The sequence below is a fragment of the Virgibacillus halodenitrificans JCM 12304 genome, assembly GCF_001310895.1.
GTDB lineage: Bacteria > Bacillota > Bacilli > Bacillales > Amphibacillaceae > Virgibacillus_Q > Virgibacillus_Q halodenitrificans.
In genome coordinates this window covers 63,960-82,926 of record NZ_BAZS01000013.1, presented here as the reverse complement: position 1 = coordinate 82,926, position 18,967 = coordinate 63,960, and the positions used below count along the sequence as shown (strand labels likewise).

Sequence of the window (18,967 nt, the reverse complement as noted above, 5' to 3'; positions counted from 1 at the left end):
AAAATCAATGGGGCACTTCTCCTCAAATATTTCACTGAGTTTTTCATCAATAAATTTACGTCGCATTTTACTCCTACTATGAATGAACAAAATACGTTTGTACCCCAACATTTGCTATAGAACCGAAATAAAATTACGAGACAAGTTCTACAATCACTCGATAAAGATAATCTTTGTTATAATAGAATAAAATAAAGTACTATGAGGTGAAATTATGAGTTTATTTGATACAATTCAGGACAGACTGCATACACGGTCAGTAAAATGGGATATGCGAAAGGCAGTATTTAGCACAGATGAAGTTCTACCAATGTGGGTAGCAGATATGGATTTTAAAGCTCCACAGCAAGTATTGGATGCGCTAGTGAGCAGAACGGAGCACGGAGTTTTCGGTTACACAGCAGTTGATCAAGATGTGAAGGACTCTATTGTAAATTGGTTAGATAAACGCCATAATTGGAAAATCAATGATGAGTGGCTATCCTTTAGTCCAGGGGTGGTAACAAGCTTACATATGGCAATACAGGCTCTTACAAACCCAGGAGACAAGGTGATTATTCAAACACCTGTATACACGCCTTTTTTCAATGTTATTAACAGTCATGACAGACAGCTAGTCAAGAACCCACTTCGTTATAAAAATAATTATTACACTATTGACTTTGAAGACCTGGAAGAAAAAATGAAGCAAGGAGCAAAAGCACTCATTCTTTGTTCTCCACATAATCCAGTGGGTAGAGTTTGGGCGCGTGAGGAACTTGAACGTATTGCTGATCTTTGTATTAAACATGAGGTTATCTGTATTGCTGACGAGATACACGGAGATTTAACTTTATCCGATAATAAGCATATCCCATTTGCATCCATATCAGAAGAGATAGCAGACATGACCATTACTTGTATGGCACCAAGTAAAACATTCAACTTAGCAGGTTTACAAGCTTCATATATTGTTACTGCAAATAAAGAAATGCGCGAGAAAATAGATGCCTGTTTTAGCAGCCAAGGACTAGGCATGTTAAACACAATGGGAAATGTAGCATTGGAAACAGCATATCTTCATGGAGAGCAATGGCTGGATGAATTACTGGAGATTTTAGAAAGGAATAGAAACTACGTCGTTGAAATGTTCGAGAAACATAGTACTGGACTAAAAGTAGTTCAAACAGAAGGTACTTATCTACTGTGGATTGATTGCAGTAATCTAAACATGAACCCAGAAGAATTAAAGGAATTTATGATCAAGAAAGCAAAAGTGGGACTAAATCCAGGGGCTTCTTATGGAGTAGAAGGAAATCAATTTATGCGAATGAACATCGCCTGCCCTAAAGCTACATTAGAAGAAGGAGTTAACCGTTTAGTTAAGGCAATAGAAGCAAACTAATCTTAGCCACCATGGATATGTCCTTGGTGGCTATAAATTATTCTTCTTGTTTCTCATTAAACTGAGTGGGGTCAGTTGGTGACCCAGAATTATCTTCGGAACCCGGATCCGTTTTAATTTCCCCACAGATAATTCTCGCACCTGTATTACCAGCAGGTTGACTTACCCCGTCATCTTTACCTTCGTCTACCACAAGTGAAGTACCCTCACCAGTCAATATCGATTTCTTTCCTTCAGATAAAGTAGCGCCAGCCAGCATCAATTCAGCATCAACTAGCCCTCCTGCATCCGCCTCAATGTTTGGTAAATCACCTAAATGAGCTCCTTTTGGATGCATTAAACCATGCTCTTTTCCTTCAGGATTAAAGTGACTACCTGCACTCTTGAAATCAGGCCCCTTGCAAGAAGGATATTCGTGTACATGGATACCATGCAATCCTGGAGATAAACCTTCTAACTTTAATTTAATACTTACTCCATCCGGTTTTTCGCTTATCTTTGCATTACCGACTAAATCGCCATCAGCATTATACATTTCTACTTCTCTTGTTTTGTCTGGATTACTTTGGCAGGAAACCAAGAGTAAAATAAATACTATGATAAAAAGTCTCATAAAATGAACCCCTTTTAACTACTTTCTGTTAGTATTTACAACTTACAAAAGGATAAACGTACAAAAACCAGATAATAACTTACTAACCATTCACATCGTTTTGTTCGTCAAGCAGCAATAACTTTATTGAAAAACTTCTTTAGCGAATCGGACTTACCTAATCATTATACAGCAAATAAAACCCCCATTTTAAAGGGGGTTTTTTTCTTGATCTGAATTATTATTTAGTTGATCATTGTATCTTTCATTAAATGATTTTTCATCTTTTTTTGACTTTTTATAGATTAAGTACATAACAACTCCAGCAGCAATCATGAAGATGGTTAAAGAAATAATTGCTGGAATATATTCTGACTTATCTTCTGGAAAATAAAGAAATGGCATCATTAATTTCACGTCCTTTAATCACAGTATAACAAATCATAATTTTATTCGATACAGACATAGCTAAATATTCGCTAATCTGTGACATTTTTGGCAAAATAGAATAAAAGGAGGTTTTACGATGGCGGAAGTTGAAATAGGAGCCAATGTAAAAGCACATTATAATTCTGGAACATACATAGGAACGGTCAAAGAAGACAGGGGCAATCGCTACCTTATCGAGGTACACGCAGTGCTCAAGCATCCCTTGCAAGGAGATATTCACCATCCCGGCGAAGTTGAAGGAGTATTTTTTCATGAACGGAAAGCGTTAGCCCCTCATGAAAAAATGAATGTAAAAAAACTAGCTGTTCATCCTTACAATGATATTATTCCTGAATACAATGAATCGTTACGCGATGCTGTGAATGTATATAAAGAAAAGTTATGCAGTAAGGATAATGATTTCAATAACAAAGCTTACCGTACGTTAACAGAATTAGAAAACAAATATTATAAGGATAAATATTATTAATTAAATGCTCATAAGTTTTTGTTCAAAAAATAAATTTAAAGTAGCTCAGCTCTTTGTATTATCATATAAAAAATTTAAAAGCTAGAGGCCCCCTCTAGCTTTTAGTTACTACTATTCGCCTAAATGTTCTTTTATTACTTCAGCAACACCATTTAATGCTTCTTCTTCGTCACTGCCATTTACTGTAATTTTAACTTCTGCCCCTTTTGGAATTCCTAAGGACATTACACCCATAATGGATTTAAGGTTTACTGTTTTATCATTGTAGGTTGCTTCCACTTCAGACTCAAATTGACCAGCTTTATTAACTAGTAAAGTAGCCGGACGGGCATGGACACCTGTTTCCGCTGTAATTGTAAAAGTTTGCTCTTTCATACTTTATCATCCTTCCAGTTTATTAACTATGTACCAATTATCTTAGTACAATTTAGTGTATTTGATTAGTTTAACCAATTATATTATATACTATATGATAGTGATTTTGAAATGAAAACACATGGACGTTTGACTAAACTCACAATAATTGTCTTTCGCCAGGCATTGTGATAATTTTAATGTAGCGATAGTTTATAAGGAGGAATATAATATGAGTGTACATATTGGAGCAAAAAAGGGCGAAATAGCTGACAAGATATTATTGCCTGGTGATCCATTAAGGGCTAAGTATATAGCTGATACTTTTCTTGAAGATGTAACAAAATATAATGACGTGCGAGGAATGTACGGATTTACAGGGACATACAAAGGAGAGCGGGTATCCGTTCAAGGAACAGGAATGGGAGTTCCATCCATATCCATTTATGTAAACGAGTTAATTCAAAGTTATGATGTTAAAAAGTTAATTCGTGTAGGAACTTGTGGTGCTATTCAGAAGGACGTAAAAGTTAGAGATGTTATCTTGGCGCAAGGGTCTACTTCCGATTCTCAAGTGAACAAGATGGTTTTCGATCACATTGATTATGCTCCCCTTGCAGATTTTGACCTTCTGAAAAAAGCATATGATGTTGGTCAGGAAAAAGGGATGAATTTACGTGTAGGTAACGTATTTACAAGCGATACGTTTTACCGTGATAATGGTAAGGAAATAAATGAATTATTGGCTAGTTATAAAGTACTTGCTGTTGAAATGGAAACAACAGCCTTATATACGCTAGCAGCGAAGTATGATCGCCAAGCTCTTTCCGTGCTTACTGTTTCTGACCATATCTTAACAGGTGAAGAAACAACAGCCGAAGAACGTCAAACAACTTTTAATGAAATGATGGAAATTGCATTAGAAGCTGCAATAAAATAGTAGTTATTCCAAAGGAACAGCCAGAAATAGGCTGTTCCTTTTTGCTTCTATTGAAAATGTTGAGGTACAAATATTATTTCGTACATTCATAGTAGGAGGAAATGCGAAGTAGTGTGGACTATCAGCTGCAGAGAGAAGCAATCCTCCGAAGAATGAGTTAATCGGCAGCAGAACGAGATAATCTGCCGGAGAGTGAATTAATCAGCATGAGAGCGACATAATACGCCGGAGAACAATTTAATCAGCTGCAGAGCGACATAATACGCCGGAGAACAATTTAATCGGCTGCAGAGCGAAATAATCCGCTGGAGAACAAATTAGTCGGCTGCAGAGCGAAATAATCCGCCGGAGAGTGAATTAATCGGCAGGAGATCAAGATAATCCGCCGGAAACATTCGCAAACTAGCTATAGTTTGTTCACTATACGTTATTTTCTAAACGGTTATTTGCAAACACACAAGTTAGTTCGCAGTTCATCTATTTTGCGAATCATTACTTAAACACATCATATATATTATAACTCATTATGCCAAATGGCTATTGGTTCCTCAAAAGTTGCATAATTGTTATACGATATACCTTTTCTTATGTTAATATTAACTAACTACAATCCTTTAGGAAGGAAGGATGCTCAAATATGGATGTATTGATGAATTTCCCTCTCTTATCAGCATTAACTGCTATTATCTTTGCACAGGTTGTAAAAATTCCAATTAAACTTGTTGTTACAAAAGAATTTCGCCCTGGTCTTGCCTTTAGTACTGGAGGTATGCCGAGCAGCCATTCAGCTGCGGTTGCTGCTTTAACAACAAGCGTGGGAATTATGGAGGGCGTTTCTTCAACCATGTTTGCTGTTTCATGCGTTTTTAGTATTATTATTATGTTTGATGCTTCAGGTGTGCGTAGACAAGCTGGAGAACAGGCTATCGTATTAAACCAATTGATTAAGGACTTTCAATTATTTGTAGATGGAGCCAAGGATTGGAATCGTAAGAAGGAATATGAAAAAAGGCAGGAATTAAAAGAATTATTAGGACATCAACCGATTGAGGTTTTTTTTGGTGGCCTCTCTGGCGTGGCAATAGCTTTTTACTATATCAACTTTATTAGCATAATCTCGATATCAAACTAAAGAAGATTATTTTAAACCGAATTTTTCGGTATAGATCGCACCATTTCCATAAAAAATCCGAACGGAAATTCATTAGAAAATGAATCAGTTCGGATTTTTTAATTATTAATATAATATGGTTTTAGGCTTTTAAAATCATTTACTCTTGAATAAACTGTTGTCTAAACACTTGTAATGCTTCATTTTCATTTAATTTGTTTAATGTTTCTTCAGTTAGTGAACCATCGCCTTCTTCCAAAATGTATACATCCAGCTTTTTCTTTCCCCACTGAGAATATACGTCTTCAACAGAATCATAAAATAAATCTATTTTATTCCCATTAATAGCGCTTCCTTTATCAGCTACTACCCCATAGCCATATCCAGGTATATACATAACTGTCCCAATTGGATATACATTTAAATCCGCTGCGATCGTAGAGTATAAGTCTCTTTTTACTTGAACGCCTGAAAAGGTTATGCCGTATTCCGGGTGGTCTGGTGTTTTTCCAGTTGATTCCACTCCTGCTGTATAGCCTGTTGCTACTACAGTTGCCATCGGGTATTTTGAAAAGTCTACTGCTTCCTCAATTGAAGATGGCCCACTGATTTGTTCACTTGAGATATATCGTTTGTCTTGTTGAATATAATTTAATTTTTTCTCTTGAAGAGCAATTTGTTTGTAGCTTGCAGGTGAACCAGCTTTAGCTGCGGTAAACAAGGAAGTTTTTTCAACCCATTTCTCTATATCTGATAAACTTACATTTGAGATTGTAGTAACTGTAACAAAAAATGCAATAAGTACCAACGTTATCATGCTCGCTCTTCTCATCATTTTTTTTACTTTCATTAATAACACCTCTCTGGTAGTAAACCTAATTTATCATCCGTGATATAGCTTTATATCTTAATAGTCTGCAGATAAGGAAGCTGACAGCTGCACATAATGACAAGTAATCTTTTCTACCAACTAAGCATTACCAATTAATTAAAAAATATACAACATTATTCAAAATTCTTTGTATATCACTAGATTTTTTTTCTATATAAACCTAAAAAGATCCCACTGGAAACCAATCTCCAATGGGATCTTTTTGAAAAAAGTATAAATTACAGGCTGAAAACCATATGCTAAATTTAAAACATTTGGTATCCGCTTTTTCTTAAAACTTTAATGACAATTCCTGAAACAATTGTACCTGCAAAACCTGCTGATAATATAACGATATCCACAGGTGTAACGTTCATTAATCTTGTTGCCGCTTCTGAAAAAGCTTCTCCAGGATGTTTAATATATTCTGCTGTACTTATATCATCCACGATCATAACTACAATAATTGGATAGATAAAAGCCATTAACCATGTTTTTCGGAGCAACATATTTAAAATAAAGGCAATTCCAAAAAATATTACAAAGTATAATAATACCGACACTACCAACTGAATCAAAACGGTATCTCCCTTCACTTCCAAGTTCTTTATCCAACTACATTTTATATGAAATACATAAAAAAGCAAAGACTGTTGTCTGTCTTTGCTTACTTCTTAATAAAAGAAGTTAAACTTCCCTTTCTTTATCAACAAACTAAAACCGCCCAACTTTAATAAATAGCGGTTATCTATAATCTTTTTAAGTACAGTAGCTTTCCAACCATAAAACTTATATTTATTATTTAAAATTCCTACCGCATCATTTTGTCCTAATGAAGCAACTGTTCCAAGTATACTTGGCTCAAAAGACTCTAAGTCCTCACGTCTTAGTAATGCCTTAATATTGTGTGCCACAATATCTGATTGCTGAATAGCAATTTGTGCTGTAGGTGGATACGATTCGCCGTTTTCTGGGTTTATAATCAGTGCGCAATCCCCAATTACAAATACATCCTTGTAATCGGGAGTACGCATATCACTAAGCACTTCTATTTTACCCTTGTTAGTAGTAAATCCTGATTTTCCAACAATTGAATTCGCCCGGACACCAGCAGCCCAAATAGTTGTGGCAGTTGGTACATGGATTGTTTTATTGTTTTTTTCAATAATTACCTTATCTAGATGGCATTCTTTGACCAATGCTCCTGTTATGAACTCTACCCCTCTGGCTTCTAAAGAGTTCATAGCATATTCAGATAGTTGTGGATCAAACCCTGGAAGAACAGTTGATGATCCTTCAATATTAATGATTCTAACCAAGTTTTTATCTATATCATATTCTTTACAAAGTTCTGGTATTCTGTTGGCAATCTCTCCAAGGAATTCAATTCCTGTAAATCCTCCGCCGCCAATAACAATATGTAATAATGCAGGATCCTTTTCTTGCTGCTCGCTATATTTTGCAAAATTGTACTCAATATGTTCCCTTAACAGTCTGGCATTTTTAATATTACCTATGGAAAAAGCGTTTTCTGCAAGCCCAGTAATCCCAAAAGTAGCTGCTTCGAATCCAAGACCTATAACTAATATATCGTAACTTAACTCAACTTCACTAAGTTTGACTTTCTTTTCTTCCGGTTTAATCAATATAACTTTATCTTGAATAAAGTTAACTTTTTCCTGATTAATGATATTTCTTATAGGGATCCTGGTTCGATCATGATGCAATGTACCTGCGGCATTTTCATGGAGCCAGGTTGTTTGGTAATGGTAGTCATTTTTATTAACTAACGTAATCTCTGCTTCATTCATATTTAATGATTTTTGAAGCTTAATTGTTGTCATTATTCCCCCATAACCAGCACCTAATATTACTATATGTGGTTTTTTCATAATATCCTCACTTTCGTTTTCTATGATTATATATACTATTAAATAGATTAAGATCCATTTGTTGGCTCTAATGACAATAAATTGTAATCTTTTTGATATGAAATGGTAGTATAATACCAAGGATAATAGTAGCCTCTTTAGTAGTATTTTTCAAGCAAAATTTTTGGTTTCCACATTTTACTTCTCTCGTTTTAAACTGAATGAAAATATATTGTGCATTATTATTCAAAATAACCCGTTTTATGATACTATGAGTAAGATGGTTTATAGTTTAATTAATAGAATTGGGGGTAACAACCTTGTCTGAAGAAGTATTTGATGTCACCATCATTGGTGCAGGGCCTGTAGGTTTATTTACTGCCTTCTATGGTGGTATGCGCCAAGCAAGTGTGAAAATCATTGAAAGTTTACCACATACCGGGGGGCAATTAACTGCTCTTTACCCTGAAAAGGATATATATGATATTGCAGGTTTTCCAAAGGTTCGCGCTCAGGAGTTAGTTGATAATTTAGAAGAGCAAGCTAACTTATTTAATCCTACTATCATCCTTGAACAATCCATAGAAGAAATTGAAAGAATGTCGGACGGCTCCTTTAAGCTAATTTCCAACACGAAGGAAATCCACTATTCAAAAACAATAATCATTACGGCTGGTAACGGGGCATTTCAGCCTCGCAGATTAAACGTAGGTGAATGTGATCAATTTGAAGGAGTAAACCTACATTACCATGTAAAGGATATGAATCAATATAAAGGACAAAATGTGGCTTTACTGGGCGGTGGCGACTCTGCTGTAGACTGGGCGCTTATGCTTGAACAAATTGCCAATAAGGTCACATTAATCCACCGACGGGATAAGTTTAGAGCACATGAACACAGTGTGGAGAAGCTGATGTCATCGAATGTAGATGTATTAACACCCTATGTACCAACAGATGTTCAAACTAGTGACAAAATTGATCGGATTGTATTGGAAGAAGTAAAAGGAGAAAACAAAGTTGAGCTGGAAGTAGATTCAGTCCTTTGTAATTACGGTTTTGTTTCCACACTAGGACCTATTAAGAATTGGGGTTTGGAAATAGAAAAAAACAGCATTGTCGTTAATTCAAAAATGGAAACTAATATTCCTGGAATTTACGCTGCAGGAGATATATGCACCTATGAAGGAAAGGTAAAATTAATTGCAACAGGATTTGGTGAAGGTCCAACAGCCATTAATAATGCTAAACAGTATATTGATCCTAAAGCACGGATTCAGCCAAAACACTCAACAAGTATGTTTTAACTCAGAGCTTACCATTCATAGAGACACAGATTCATTCACAATAGAAAAAGCTGTCGATCAAAATTGATCGACAGCTTTTTATTAACAATTCTCTGGTACTCCTTCTCTATCTTTAGCCCTAAACGAAGAACCACAACCACATGAAACAATAGCATTGGGGTTATCAATACTAAAACCCCCACCCATCATGTTTTGCTTGAAATCAATAGTAGTTCCTTCCAAAATAGGAATATCTTGGTTGAAGAATACTACTGGAATCCCATTAATTTCTTCAACACTATCTAAATCTTCATTAATATTATATTCAAAGCCTAATGAATAGGATAGTCCACTGCAACCACCGCCTTTTATTCCAAAACGTAAGTGAGCACCTTCTGTTTCTTCTTTCATCATTTCCTGAATCTGCTTTCTCGCATTATCAGTTATCGTAATAACCATCTCAGATTTCCTCCTTTTCTAGGATTGGTTACCTCCAAGTATACAAACTAGAAGCTATAATATCAACTAAGGCATTCTATAATGATAGACACCCGAAGCAATTACTTCTGCGTCTCCTGTCATCCACACCTTCCCATGATGATCCCATCTGATTTTTAAATCCCCTCCCTGCAGATGGACAGTTACCGGTTCATCTTTTCTCAGATGGTGGTTTAATACTCCCGCAACAACAGCAGCACATGCGCCAGTACCACATGCCTGTGTCACGCCAGATCCTCGCTCCCAGACACGGAAATTAACTTCGTTTTCAGAGATTATTTCTACAAATTCCACATTTACTCCATTAGGAAACCGGGAATCTTTTTCTATCAGCGGACCTAAATCATATAAAGGGGCATGTTCTATATCTTCCACGAAAAACACAGCATGTGGATTTCCCATGGAAAGAGCGGTAAGCTTCAATTCCTCCTCCGATATAAGGAATGGTTCTGCCACAACTTGATCAGCTGCTTTTCCTAACATAGGTATAGATGCTCTCTGTAATTCTGGATCTCCCATGTTAATTGTAATTTCCTTAACAACTTGATCCTTTACCATTACTTCTGCTTCTACGATGTTTGCCTTTGTTTCCATTGTGAATTTTTGTTTATCTATAATACCAGATTCGTAGGCGTATTTCGCAGTACAACGCAGACCATTTCCACAGCTCTGCCCCTCAGAGCCGTCTTTATTAAATATTCTCATTCCTACATCCGCCTTTTTGCTTGGATGAATTAATATTAGACCATCTGAACCAATTCCTGTATAAACATTAGATACAGCTTTGGCAAGCTCAGGCAAAATAGTTTCGTCCAGTTCATACGAAAATAAATCGATATATATATAATTATTCCCTAAGCCATGCATTTTTGTAAAAGGTATTTTCATATGTTTGCCTCTCTCATTTAAAATTATTTTCAATTTAAATTGATTATGGTCCTACAAGTTTTAAATAGTATGGTAACATAATGTGCTTCGCGTGATTAAACATGACTTTTATAGTGAGCTTGCTTTTCACTTATGATCTTACTGTTAAACCGTGGTTATCTAAATGTTGGTAAATTGTTTTCAAGCGAGGTATTCCTTCTGCTACCAATTCTTCATTTACAAATACAATTGGGTAGAATAGATCTTCTTCCTCTATTCGCTGAATGAATAGGGAATCCTTTTCGTTATTTGTTGGTTTATTTATATCTACATATTTATATTCCACTCGTCCATCTTCGTATTTTCTCCCAATAGCTGCTTGAAGCCATTCATAGGTATCTTTTGATCCAGGTGCCCCAACACAGCTAGCACAAATTTGTTCAGCTCCATATATTGTTATTTTAATTTTATTCATGCTAAAACAACCTCCCCCACCATAGTTACTTTTATTTTACAAAATCTCTAAATAAAGATAAAATAAAAGTGACTATTTTAGGGAATTTATATTTTGAAATAGATTTTTTAGCTAATCCGTTTTATAATATATATATGGAAAGGAGAAGATGGATAATGCAAGAGCAAGTACAAGAAGTGTTAAATAAATTGCGTCCATACTTACTACGAGACGGTGGAGATGTTGAATTAATCGATGTAGATGAGAATGGCATTGTGCTTCTTCGTCTAATGGGAGCTTGTGGCAACTGTCCAAGTTCGACAATTACATTGAAAGCTGGTATCGAACGTGCTTTAATGGCAGAAGTTCCTGGAGTAACTGAAATCGAACAAGTATTTTAATATAAGAACAGGCAGATAACTATCTGCCTGTTCTGTTTTAGTTTACAGGTGTGAGAGGTGCTTTTTCCTCCAAAACATTGGCAATATTTTTCAAGCAAAGCTCGATCATTGCTGTTCTAGTTTGAACAGTAGCCGAACCTATATGTGGAAGGCAAATTACGTTCTCCAACTCCAGTAAAGGGTGATTACTACTTATTGGTTCTTGCTCGAACACATCTAAGCCGGCAGCTTTAATTTCCCCTGCCTTTAATGCACAGTATAAAGCATTTTCATCTACACTGCTCCCCGGGAAATATTAACAAAAACTGCTGATTCTTTCATTTTCTCAAAAGCTTCCTTGTTAAACAGGTTATTGGTTTCCTTTGTAAAAGGAACTACTGAAATTACAAAATCAGATTGAGAAAGAAGTTCATCCATTTGTACATAACTCGCCTGTAATTCTCTTTCAGCTTCCCGTTTACGTTTTCTATTATGATACAAAACAGTCATTCCAAATCCTTTTGCCCTGCGAGCTATAGCCTCACCAATTCTCCCCATTCCTACAATTCCAAGTGTTTTATTATGAACATCCGTACCAGCCAGAAGAAATGGCGCCCAATTTTTCCACTGACCATCTTTTATATACTCGGCAGCCTCATTTAATCGACGAGCAGTTGCCATCATCAATGTAAAGCCTAAATCAGCGGTTGATTCACTTAGTACATCTGGAGTGTTCGTTACGATCACACCCATTTCCTTTGCATAATTAATATTAATGTTATCAAAACCTACGGCCATATTTGCTACAACTTTTAATTGTTTTGATTGATTTAAAACAGATTGATCAACTTGGTCACTGAGTACGCAAAGCAACCCATCGACCTGCTTCACTTCCTTTTCCAGAACTTCTCTTGGGACGGGTTCTTCTTCTTTTTTCCACATTCTAATATCGAATACATCTTTGTAAGATTCCAGTAATTTTTCAGGAACCTTTCTAGTAATGAATATTGTTGGCTTTCTCAATAAGTTCGCCTCCCTTTGAGGTCTAATTATAACCAGTGTAACACAGGAAGACGAAGAGTATTAATATCTGTACCTGCCATCTCATACAAATTTTTTAAAAATGATTCATAATGATCCTGCCCATATAGAAGATTCTCTAAATCATTTGCGTAGTCATCAGGATTTTCACTTGTAAAACCAGTGTCCATACAATCAAAAATGTGAACAGGGTATAAAAGCCTTGCATACAATAATCTCCAACTGAAGACGGACAATGGTCTCATTGCTTGGTATTCATGAAGAAATTTAGAAACATCTTGGTATCCTTGTCGATTTAGTATCATATAGCGTATTTTTTCAGCTAAGTCCCTCACAGGGTGATCGTAAACCAGGTCAGTCGGCCACAAAAAAGGCCGTTCCAACTGATCATAATATCTATTAAATGTAATGCTGCCCTGGTCGTTTTCGTGGAACCTTCTTTCTTGTTCCGACTCTTGCATGTATTGAATTGCATTCTCAGATACTCCGATAATATATGGTAAGGCATCATTAACAATTTCATTCCATTTAGAATAAGATGATGAAGTCGTTGTCTCTGCTTTTTTTTCAAAATATGTTAACTTATTTATCCATAATGTTCTCCATTGACCATAACTAGAGATGGTTTGTGGTTCATAATTATACGTTGTACCAAGTTGATGAAATTGGGCCAAGTCCTCTCCTCCTGCTATCCTGCGACTCCAATCATTTATTTTTATTTGAAGTACAATGTAAGCTGACTCATTAAGAGAGGTAAACCATTCACCCTGTACATTAGGAATTGGAATTGCTATGTAGTCAGAAAATTGTTCAGCAAGAAAATAAGCGAGCGTAGCTTGTTCCATATGAATAATTTCCTTGTTTTCAGCAAAAATGATAAAATAAACATATTCACCCTTTTTATATCCTTTAATATTATCAACCATTATAGGCTCTTCACTGCGAATTCCATATTGTTCAAAAAGTAATTGTTCAAATGACAAACGGATCTCCCCCTTTATACGTTTTATTACTAGTATATGGGTTAAATAAATATTATTAACTAATGATTGAACAGGAAAGGTGATTAATTTGGATAAAAACACGAAACAAAGTGAATTAGAAGTTAAGGCGAGGCAATGGTTAACGGAGCGTGGAGTTGGCATTGATGACATTGCTGAACTTGTATATTATTTACAGTCTAAATACCATGATAATCTAACACTCGATGTCTGTCGCCATAACGTGGATCGAGTATTAACGAAAAGAGAGGTTCAGAATGCTATCTTAACCGGTATTCAATTAGACGTGTTAGCAGAGCAAAAGAAACTGCAACAGCCTCTCCAAAAAACAATTGAAATAGATGAAAGTTTGTATGGAGTTGACGAAATTATTGCATTGTCTATTGTTAATGTTTACGGTTCAATCGGATTCACTAATTACGGTTATATAGATAAACAAAAACCAGGGATTTTAAAGAGGTTAAACGATAAGTCTACAGGAGAGTGCCATACATTCCTAGACGATATTGTTGGTGCTATTGCTGCAGCAGCTTCTAGTAGGCTGGCACATGGAACAACAGAAGATATGTTAATAGATATGGATAATTAAAAAAATGAAAAATAGGCTGGGACATAGCTTAATAATGCTATTTTAAAGATGAAAGTTTCTATAGTGTGGAACAATTCGCTCAGGAGAAACGTTTCTCTATTATAACAAAAAAATCCGAACCATGATTTGTTAGTTGTACAAATCGGTTCGGATTTTCAATGTATAAAAGTCTATTGTCTCGACTCCTGTTAAATTCTTTCAATCCATTCTGACAAATTGTCTACTTGGTGGGTCGGCAAACGATCTTTTTTTGATAATTGTTCTCTTGTGGTTACTCCAGTAAAGGCCATTAGCGTATCCATACCAGCATTCATTCCAGCTAATATATCTGTATCGTAATTGTCCCCAACCATTAGGGTTTCTTCAGGCGATAAGTTTATTATAGATAATGCTTCGTCCATAATAACTGTTTCCGGCTTCCCTATAAAATTGGGCATCTGCCCTGTACTAACTGTTATTACTGATGTTAGCGCACCATTACCCGGTAACAATCCTCTTTCGTCTGGTATGACAACATCACTATTTGTGGAGATAAATGTAGCTCCATTTTGTATGGCCAAACAAGCATTTGCGTATTTTTCATAATTAATTTGCCGATCTATACCGACTACCACGAAGTCATATTCTCTATCTGAAGACGTCTCCAGCCCCTCTTCTTGCAGCGCTTTGTTAATCCCAGTTTCTCCAATTACATAGCAGTTCGCGTTTTGTTTTTTATTTTTAATATATTTGGCTGTAGCTATGCTTGTTGTAACCACATGCTCGGGAGTAGAGTATATCCCTAGGTGATTAAGTTTGTCTGACACTTCTTTCTGGGTTTTAGAAGAATTATTTGTAATGAATAAATATGGCAATTGCTTCTTATTTAACATGTCAATAAATTCCACTGCTGCAACAATTGGTTCTTCTCCACGAAACATCGTTCCATCTAAATCAATTAAATATCCTTTATATTGTTTCATCTGATATCCTCATTCCTGATTTATATTTTTTAACTACTTCAAAATTAGCTTATACAAGATTGCAAAAGGAAGGTGCTTATCACCTTCCCTTCGGTTTTTTTAATGTCCACTTACAATAATTATGTCCATTTGTGATATAGGACTCTGCTTTAACTTCGCTTGTCGGAAAAAGTTCATTAAAGACTTCCTTCTCGTTATTGCATACTTGACCATAGGCCGAAGCAATATTTGCAATGGGGCAATTAAAATTAATAATTTCATACCCTCCTTCTGTCTTATGGACTTCAACCATATACCCTTTTTCGTCCTGTATTTTAGCAACTTCAGAAACCTTATGATCAAAGGATTCTATCAATTCCAGTTTTGAATCAAAATACGCCTTTTCCCTTTCCATACGTTTCTTTAAAACTGCATTTACTGCTTCTTGACCATGTACTTCCTCTAAGTCTTGTAACAATTCAAGAGGTAGTTTTTCATATTGGTTTGGAAAGGTTGCATGGCCTTTTCTTGTAAGTTCATACGTGTAATATGGCCTACCCATCTTTTGCTTTATTGTATTCTTCCTTACAAATCCTTGCTGCTCCAATTCATGCAAATGTTTCCTAACTGCTATTTCGGATATATCGAAAAACGACATCACACGTGTCATTGAACATTCTTTATCTTTCTTTAAGATATGGAGTAACTTTTGTTTCGTAGTATGCCGCTTATTCATAACATCACCTTTTTTCATTAGAAAAAGCATTAGCTACATTTAATTCATTATCCAGATACTCTCGAATGTGTTTACTGAATTGGTCCAGCACTGCTCTGTTGTCATGGAAAACGCTATTAAGTGCTTCTTGATTAGAGTTTGTATATTCATTAACAAGTTTTTTCCTTAATCTGATAAACATTTTATAATTATTCTCTTCCTCTGCTGGTAGTACTTTTTCGTCAATTAGTATATCAATAATGTCATCATAACTTCCTGGGTCACGCATAATAAAACCATCAATCATCATGTTTCCAACGTCTAAAATAGATTCAATCAATACTTGTACTGCTCGCTCAAATCCCAGATTTTCCAAATATGAATTTGGTTTACTATTTTTTACTTCGTTTAATATGCTGTCCATATAATTAAGTATCTCTTCTATTCTACTTCTATCTACAAAATACATTTGAATCCTCCGTTCTCTTAATCATAATTATATCATATCATATAACGCATGATTATAAGGAAAAAACGTGATATAGTTAAGGAAATGTAAATATTCAGGTAAGGAGCGTGTCACCTTATGAGTGAAGAATTTGAACTGCTAAAGGACGAAGTAAAAAATAAAAAAGTTAGATATATTAGTTTTATGGGAAATTTACAACGTTACGATTTTGCTTTTATGGAAAATGAAGACGATCCTAGTAAGGTAGTAGTTATTTATCTACAAAAAAATCGGTTTGGTATTATTGGAAAAGAAGAGTTAAGAAACAAGGGACACCTTGAACATATTTTTCATGAGACCCAAATGGAAGCAGACGAAATTCGTAAGTTTTTGAATGAGATCCTTTAGGAGGATGAATTATGTCCACATTGTCGGTGAAAGAAAAGGAACAAATTCTTTCTGCAGATACCGTAGAGCTGGTAAATAAATTTAATAATAAAGAATTGACCAGTGTTGAAATTGTATCTACATATATTGAACATAACAGAAAAGTCAATCCGGAAATAAATGCGATTGTAGAAGAGCGCTATGAAAAAGCATTAGAAGAAGCGAAAAAAGCAGATGATAGAAAAACGAGCGGATTGTTACGTGGTATACCAATAACTGTGAAAGAGGCCATCCATGTCAAAGAAATGAAAACGACTGGGGGGCTTGAACAGCGACAGGACCTAATTGCCAGAGAAGACGCAAAAGTTATTAGAAAGTTAAAAGAGTCAGGCGCGATCATTTTGGGCAAAACCAATACACCTGCACTTTGTTTTTGCCAGGAAACAGAGAACAAACTTTATGGGCGAACAAATAATCCATGGGATGTAAATCGCACTGCGGGAGGCTCAAGCGGTGGAGAAGGAGCAATTTTGGCTACTGGAGGAGCTGCAGCTGGTATCGGCTCTGACATCGGAGGGTCAATTCGATTTCCTGCACACTTTAATGGAATAATCGGCTTTAAACCGGGTATGAATCAAGTACCCACAAAAGGACATTTTCCTTCCGTGCTACATCCATTGCAGGAAAGAATGCTCTCAATTGGACCAATGGGAAAATCGGTAAGGGATATGGAATTTATTTATAGTATTCTGGGTGATGAAACCTTTGGCACAAGGTACCTTCAAGATTTTAAAATCGAAATCTTACCTGGCAACAACAGTTATCCTTTATCTGGAGAGCAACATGTTCTGCTTGACCAAATCGAGGAGACGCTTTCAAAAACTTATTCAACTCGACGTTGTGTGCCACCATATTTAGAAGAAAGTGCCTTATTATGGCAGGAAGTCATGTCAATAGAAGGCAGTAAACCGATAGAGAAAGCTGCTTTTAACAATGTACGTTCCAATGTTTACTCAGCCTTCCTGAGAGAGAAGCTTACACAGCGGACCAACATCCATCCATACTTATCATGGGCTATTATAGGTTCTAAACTTTTTAAACCTTCTGCTGGGCGGATTCGCGAAATACATGAAATAATCAAAAAGGGAGATCAGATGCTGGAGGAGTACCTGCAACATCGACTATTGGTTTTCCCAGTCTATCATAAAGGTGCCTTACCTCATGGGAAGGTTTACCAAGAAATATTCTCTATAAGAAAATCATTTCTTCAATATATGCCATACGTTGCATATGCCAATATATGGGGTCTCCCATCTTTAACTATCCCTGTTGGCAAGGATGAAAATAATATGCCAGTTGCTATTCAAATTATGAGTATAAATGGAAATGAGGATGCAATATTCCGGCTCGGGAAAATTATTGAAAAGAAATTTAGAGGCTATATCAGATGCACTAGATATGAATAATCGTTGCCGTTCATGCATTACAGCATGAGAAAAGCCCCCAAAATTATATACCCTTCTTCAAATATTAAAAAGATGCTGCAAACCTTAAAGTTTGTAGCATCTTTTTAATATGAGTGCATAAAGCCTTTTAAAAACGTTCTGTTCTTATGTAATACGTTGTATAGTTCTAATAAATATAACAAAAGATAATATCAGGGAGCTGATTAAGTTGAAGAAAAATGATAAAAAATACTCGGATTTTTCTAATGTGAAGCGACTGAGAAATGAATTGATCCCCGAAGAATTTCCTGAAGGAACATATGGCTCTTCCATCGGGAAGGAAGAACCTGTTTTTAGTAAATCTACTCCTTGGGAAGAGGGACAATACCGTGGAAGTGCATTTGTATATCCTGATAAAGAGCAACATGATGACTTGCCAAGACAAATGCCACAATCCCATCCTCTCCATGATGAATCTGGAAAGCCACGAGAGGAGGAGTAATTGTTTTTAAGAACAGTTACTCCTCCCCCTTTTCTATTTTTGTTTTTTCAGAACAAAGTAAGCACAGCCAAAGTTGCAGTATTCATACAAATAATCATCCAAAGTACTGATTTTAGAATCCATAGAAGCTTTTTTATTTTGGTCTGCATAGAAGCCCTTTAATCTTAGCTGTTCATAACCCCAATCCCCTACAATATAATCATATTTAGATAAGATATCCGAGTATCTCTCTACTAAAGCTTCCTCTTGATAACCATTTTTCACATTCTCAATTAATTCATAGTTCTTGCCCTGTATTTCAATCATTATGTCACCCCACTTAACTTATGTACAGTTTACCATACTACCTCTTCGTGAAACCACTCTAAATT

Annotated in this window: 24 protein-coding genes and 1 pseudogene; 10 read left to right on the top strand and 15 right to left on the bottom strand. The window is 35.7% G+C overall.

Annotated elements, in window-relative coordinates; all coding sequences use genetic code 11:
• The first annotated feature begins 214 nt into the window (after nucleotides 1–214).
• Nucleotides 215–1,384, top strand: a complete 1,170-nt coding sequence (locus JCM12304_RS08950) for a MalY/PatB family protein (RefSeq protein ID WP_060679854.1) — start codon at nucleotides 215–217, stop codon at nucleotides 1,382–1,384.
• 37 nt (nucleotides 1,385–1,421) lie between these two features.
• Here JCM12304_RS08950 and JCM12304_RS08945 read toward each other — a convergent pair whose 3' ends face one another.
• Entirely contained in the window at nucleotides 1,422–1,997 is a 576-nt protein-coding gene (locus JCM12304_RS08945) for a superoxide dismutase family protein (RefSeq protein WP_060679852.1), read from the bottom strand.
• Nucleotides 1,998–2,186: 189 nt separating this feature from the next.
• On the bottom strand, nucleotides 2,187–2,384 hold the full coding sequence (locus tag JCM12304_RS08940; protein WP_060679851.1) for a hypothetical protein: 198 nt from the start codon (nucleotides 2,382–2,384) through the stop codon (nucleotides 2,187–2,189).
• A 118-nt stretch (nucleotides 2,385–2,502) separates the two neighbouring features.
• Here JCM12304_RS08940 and kapB point away from each other — a divergent pair, with 118 nt between their 5' ends.
• Nucleotides 2,503–2,895: a kinase-associated lipoprotein KapB gene (gene kapB / locus JCM12304_RS08935; RefSeq protein WP_060679848.1), complete on the top strand. Its 393-nt coding sequence runs from the start codon at nucleotides 2,503–2,505 to the stop codon at nucleotides 2,893–2,895.
• Nucleotides 2,896–3,006: 111 nt separating this feature from the next.
• Here the strand turns inward: kapB and JCM12304_RS08930 are convergent, their stop codons facing one another.
• Nucleotides 3,007–3,270, bottom strand: coding sequence for a phosphocarrier protein HPr (locus tag JCM12304_RS08930; RefSeq protein WP_019378621.1), 264 nt, complete (start codon nucleotides 3,268–3,270; stop codon nucleotides 3,007–3,009).
• A 211-nt stretch (nucleotides 3,271–3,481) separates the two neighbouring features.
• On the opposite strand from JCM12304_RS08930, the gene deoD reads away from it, so the two are divergent.
• Nucleotides 3,482–4,189 carry a purine-nucleoside phosphorylase gene (deoD, locus tag JCM12304_RS08925; protein ID WP_019378622.1) on the top strand — a complete coding sequence of 236 codons (708 nt, stop codon included), beginning with the start codon at nucleotides 3,482–3,484 and terminating at the stop codon, nucleotides 4,187–4,189.
• Between the two features lie 637 nt (nucleotides 4,190–4,826).
• A complete protein-coding gene (locus JCM12304_RS08920) occupies nucleotides 4,827–5,321 on the top strand; it encodes a divergent PAP2 family protein (RefSeq protein ID WP_060679846.1) in 495 nt (164 codons plus the stop codon).
• 139 nt (nucleotides 5,322–5,460) lie between these two features.
• Here the strand turns inward: JCM12304_RS08920 and spsC are convergent, their stop codons facing one another.
• From spsC to JCM12304_RS08905, 3 genes are all read right to left on the bottom strand, one after another.
• Nucleotides 5,461–6,150, bottom strand: coding sequence for a stationary phase survival protein SpsC (gene spsC, locus JCM12304_RS08915; RefSeq protein ID WP_060679845.1), 690 nt, complete (start codon nucleotides 6,148–6,150; stop codon nucleotides 5,461–5,463).
• A gap of 287 nt (nucleotides 6,151–6,437) precedes the next feature.
• Nucleotides 6,438–6,749, bottom strand: coding sequence for a YuiB family protein (locus JCM12304_RS08910; protein ID WP_060679843.1), 312 nt, complete (start codon nucleotides 6,747–6,749; stop codon nucleotides 6,438–6,440).
• 96 nt (nucleotides 6,750–6,845) lie between these two features.
• Nucleotides 6,846–8,063 (bottom strand): NAD(P)/FAD-dependent oxidoreductase, encoded by a 1,218-nt coding sequence (locus JCM12304_RS08905; protein ID WP_060679841.1) that lies wholly within the window; start codon nucleotides 8,061–8,063, stop codon nucleotides 6,846–6,848.
• Nucleotides 8,064–8,362: 299 nt separating this feature from the next.
• Between JCM12304_RS08905 and JCM12304_RS08900 the strand changes: the two genes are divergently transcribed.
• Nucleotides 8,363–9,349 carry an NAD(P)/FAD-dependent oxidoreductase gene (locus tag JCM12304_RS08900; protein WP_060679839.1) on the top strand — a complete coding sequence of 329 codons (987 nt, stop codon included), beginning with the start codon at nucleotides 8,363–8,365 and terminating at the stop codon, nucleotides 9,347–9,349.
• Nucleotides 9,350–9,430: 81 nt separating this feature from the next.
• Here the strand turns inward: JCM12304_RS08900 and JCM12304_RS08895 are convergent, their stop codons facing one another.
• The 3 genes from JCM12304_RS08895 to JCM12304_RS08885 form a co-directional block, all read right to left on the bottom strand.
• Complete coding sequence (locus JCM12304_RS08895) at nucleotides 9,431–9,787, bottom strand: HesB/IscA family protein (RefSeq protein WP_019378628.1); 357 nt, start codon at nucleotides 9,785–9,787, stop codon at nucleotides 9,431–9,433.
• A gap of 66 nt (nucleotides 9,788–9,853) precedes the next feature.
• Nucleotides 9,854–10,714, bottom strand: coding sequence for a diaminopimelate epimerase (gene dapF, locus JCM12304_RS08890; protein WP_019378629.1), 861 nt, complete (start codon nucleotides 10,712–10,714; stop codon nucleotides 9,854–9,856).
• Nucleotides 10,715–10,844: 130 nt separating this feature from the next.
• Nucleotides 10,845–11,168 (bottom strand): YuzD family protein, encoded by a 324-nt coding sequence (locus tag JCM12304_RS08885; RefSeq protein WP_019378630.1) that lies wholly within the window; start codon nucleotides 11,166–11,168, stop codon nucleotides 10,845–10,847.
• 155 nt (nucleotides 11,169–11,323) lie between these two features.
• Between JCM12304_RS08885 and JCM12304_RS08880 the strand changes: the two genes are divergently transcribed.
• Entirely contained in the window at nucleotides 11,324–11,548 is a 225-nt protein-coding gene (locus JCM12304_RS08880; protein WP_019378631.1) for a NifU family protein, read from the top strand.
• A gap of 37 nt (nucleotides 11,549–11,585) precedes the next feature.
• Here the strand turns inward: JCM12304_RS08880 and JCM12304_RS08875 are convergent.
• Together JCM12304_RS08875 and JCM12304_RS08870 are read right to left on the bottom strand one after the other, a co-directional pair.
• Nucleotides 11,586–12,550, bottom strand: a pseudogene (locus JCM12304_RS08875) (2-hydroxyacid dehydrogenase).
• A gap of 26 nt (nucleotides 12,551–12,576) precedes the next feature.
• Nucleotides 12,577–13,551, bottom strand: a complete 975-nt coding sequence (locus JCM12304_RS08870; protein WP_060679837.1) for a YutH/CotS family kinase-like spore coat protein — start codon at nucleotides 13,549–13,551, stop codon at nucleotides 12,577–12,579.
• An 88-nt stretch (nucleotides 13,552–13,639) separates the two neighbouring features.
• Between JCM12304_RS08870 and JCM12304_RS08865 the strand changes: the two genes are divergently transcribed.
• Entirely contained in the window at nucleotides 13,640–14,158 is a 519-nt protein-coding gene (locus JCM12304_RS08865) for a phosphatidylglycerophosphatase A family protein (RefSeq protein WP_019378634.1), read from the top strand.
• A gap of 188 nt (nucleotides 14,159–14,346) precedes the next feature.
• On the opposite strand, the gene nucF is transcribed toward JCM12304_RS08865, so the two are convergent.
• From nucF to JCM12304_RS08850, 3 genes are all read right to left on the bottom strand, one after another.
• The gene (nucF, locus tag JCM12304_RS08860) at nucleotides 14,347–15,120 is read right to left on the bottom strand and encodes a 5' nucleotidase NucF (protein ID WP_060679835.1); all 774 of its coding nucleotides are present in this window, start codon (nucleotides 15,118–15,120) and stop codon (nucleotides 14,347–14,349) included.
• Between the two features lie 79 nt (nucleotides 15,121–15,199).
• On the bottom strand, nucleotides 15,200–15,853 hold the full coding sequence (locus JCM12304_RS08855) for a helix-turn-helix transcriptional regulator (protein ID WP_172675276.1): 654 nt from the start codon (nucleotides 15,851–15,853) through the stop codon (nucleotides 15,200–15,202).
• Nucleotides 15,840–16,283: a DUF86 domain-containing protein gene (locus JCM12304_RS08850; RefSeq protein WP_060679832.1), complete on the bottom strand. Its 444-nt coding sequence runs from the start codon at nucleotides 16,281–16,283 to the stop codon at nucleotides 15,840–15,842. Before JCM12304_RS08850 ends, JCM12304_RS08855 begins: the two co-directional genes overlap by 14 nt.
• 117 nt (nucleotides 16,284–16,400) lie before the next feature.
• On the opposite strand from JCM12304_RS08850, the gene JCM12304_RS08845 reads away from it, so the two are divergent.
• The 3 genes from JCM12304_RS08845 to JCM12304_RS08835 all read left to right on the top strand — a co-directional run bounded on the left by JCM12304_RS08845 (nucleotide 16,401) and on the right by JCM12304_RS08835 (nucleotide 18,596).
• On the top strand, nucleotides 16,401–16,670 hold the full coding sequence (locus tag JCM12304_RS08845) for an SAV0927 family protein (protein ID WP_060679829.1): 270 nt from the start codon (nucleotides 16,401–16,403) through the stop codon (nucleotides 16,668–16,670).
• An 11-nt stretch (nucleotides 16,671–16,681) separates the two neighbouring features.
• A complete protein-coding gene (locus JCM12304_RS08840) occupies nucleotides 16,682–18,115 on the top strand; it encodes an amidase (RefSeq protein ID WP_060679828.1) in 1,434 nt (477 codons plus the stop codon).
• 208 nt (nucleotides 18,116–18,323) lie between these two features.
• Nucleotides 18,324–18,596: a hypothetical protein gene (locus tag JCM12304_RS08835; RefSeq protein ID WP_019378640.1), complete on the top strand. Its 273-nt coding sequence runs from the start codon at nucleotides 18,324–18,326 to the stop codon at nucleotides 18,594–18,596.
• 33 nt (nucleotides 18,597–18,629) lie between these two features.
• On the opposite strand, the gene JCM12304_RS08830 is transcribed toward JCM12304_RS08835, so the two are convergent.
• Complete coding sequence (locus JCM12304_RS08830) at nucleotides 18,630–18,902, bottom strand: YutD family protein (RefSeq protein ID WP_019378641.1); 273 nt, start codon at nucleotides 18,900–18,902, stop codon at nucleotides 18,630–18,632.
• Nucleotides 18,903–18,967: the final 65 nt, after the last annotated feature.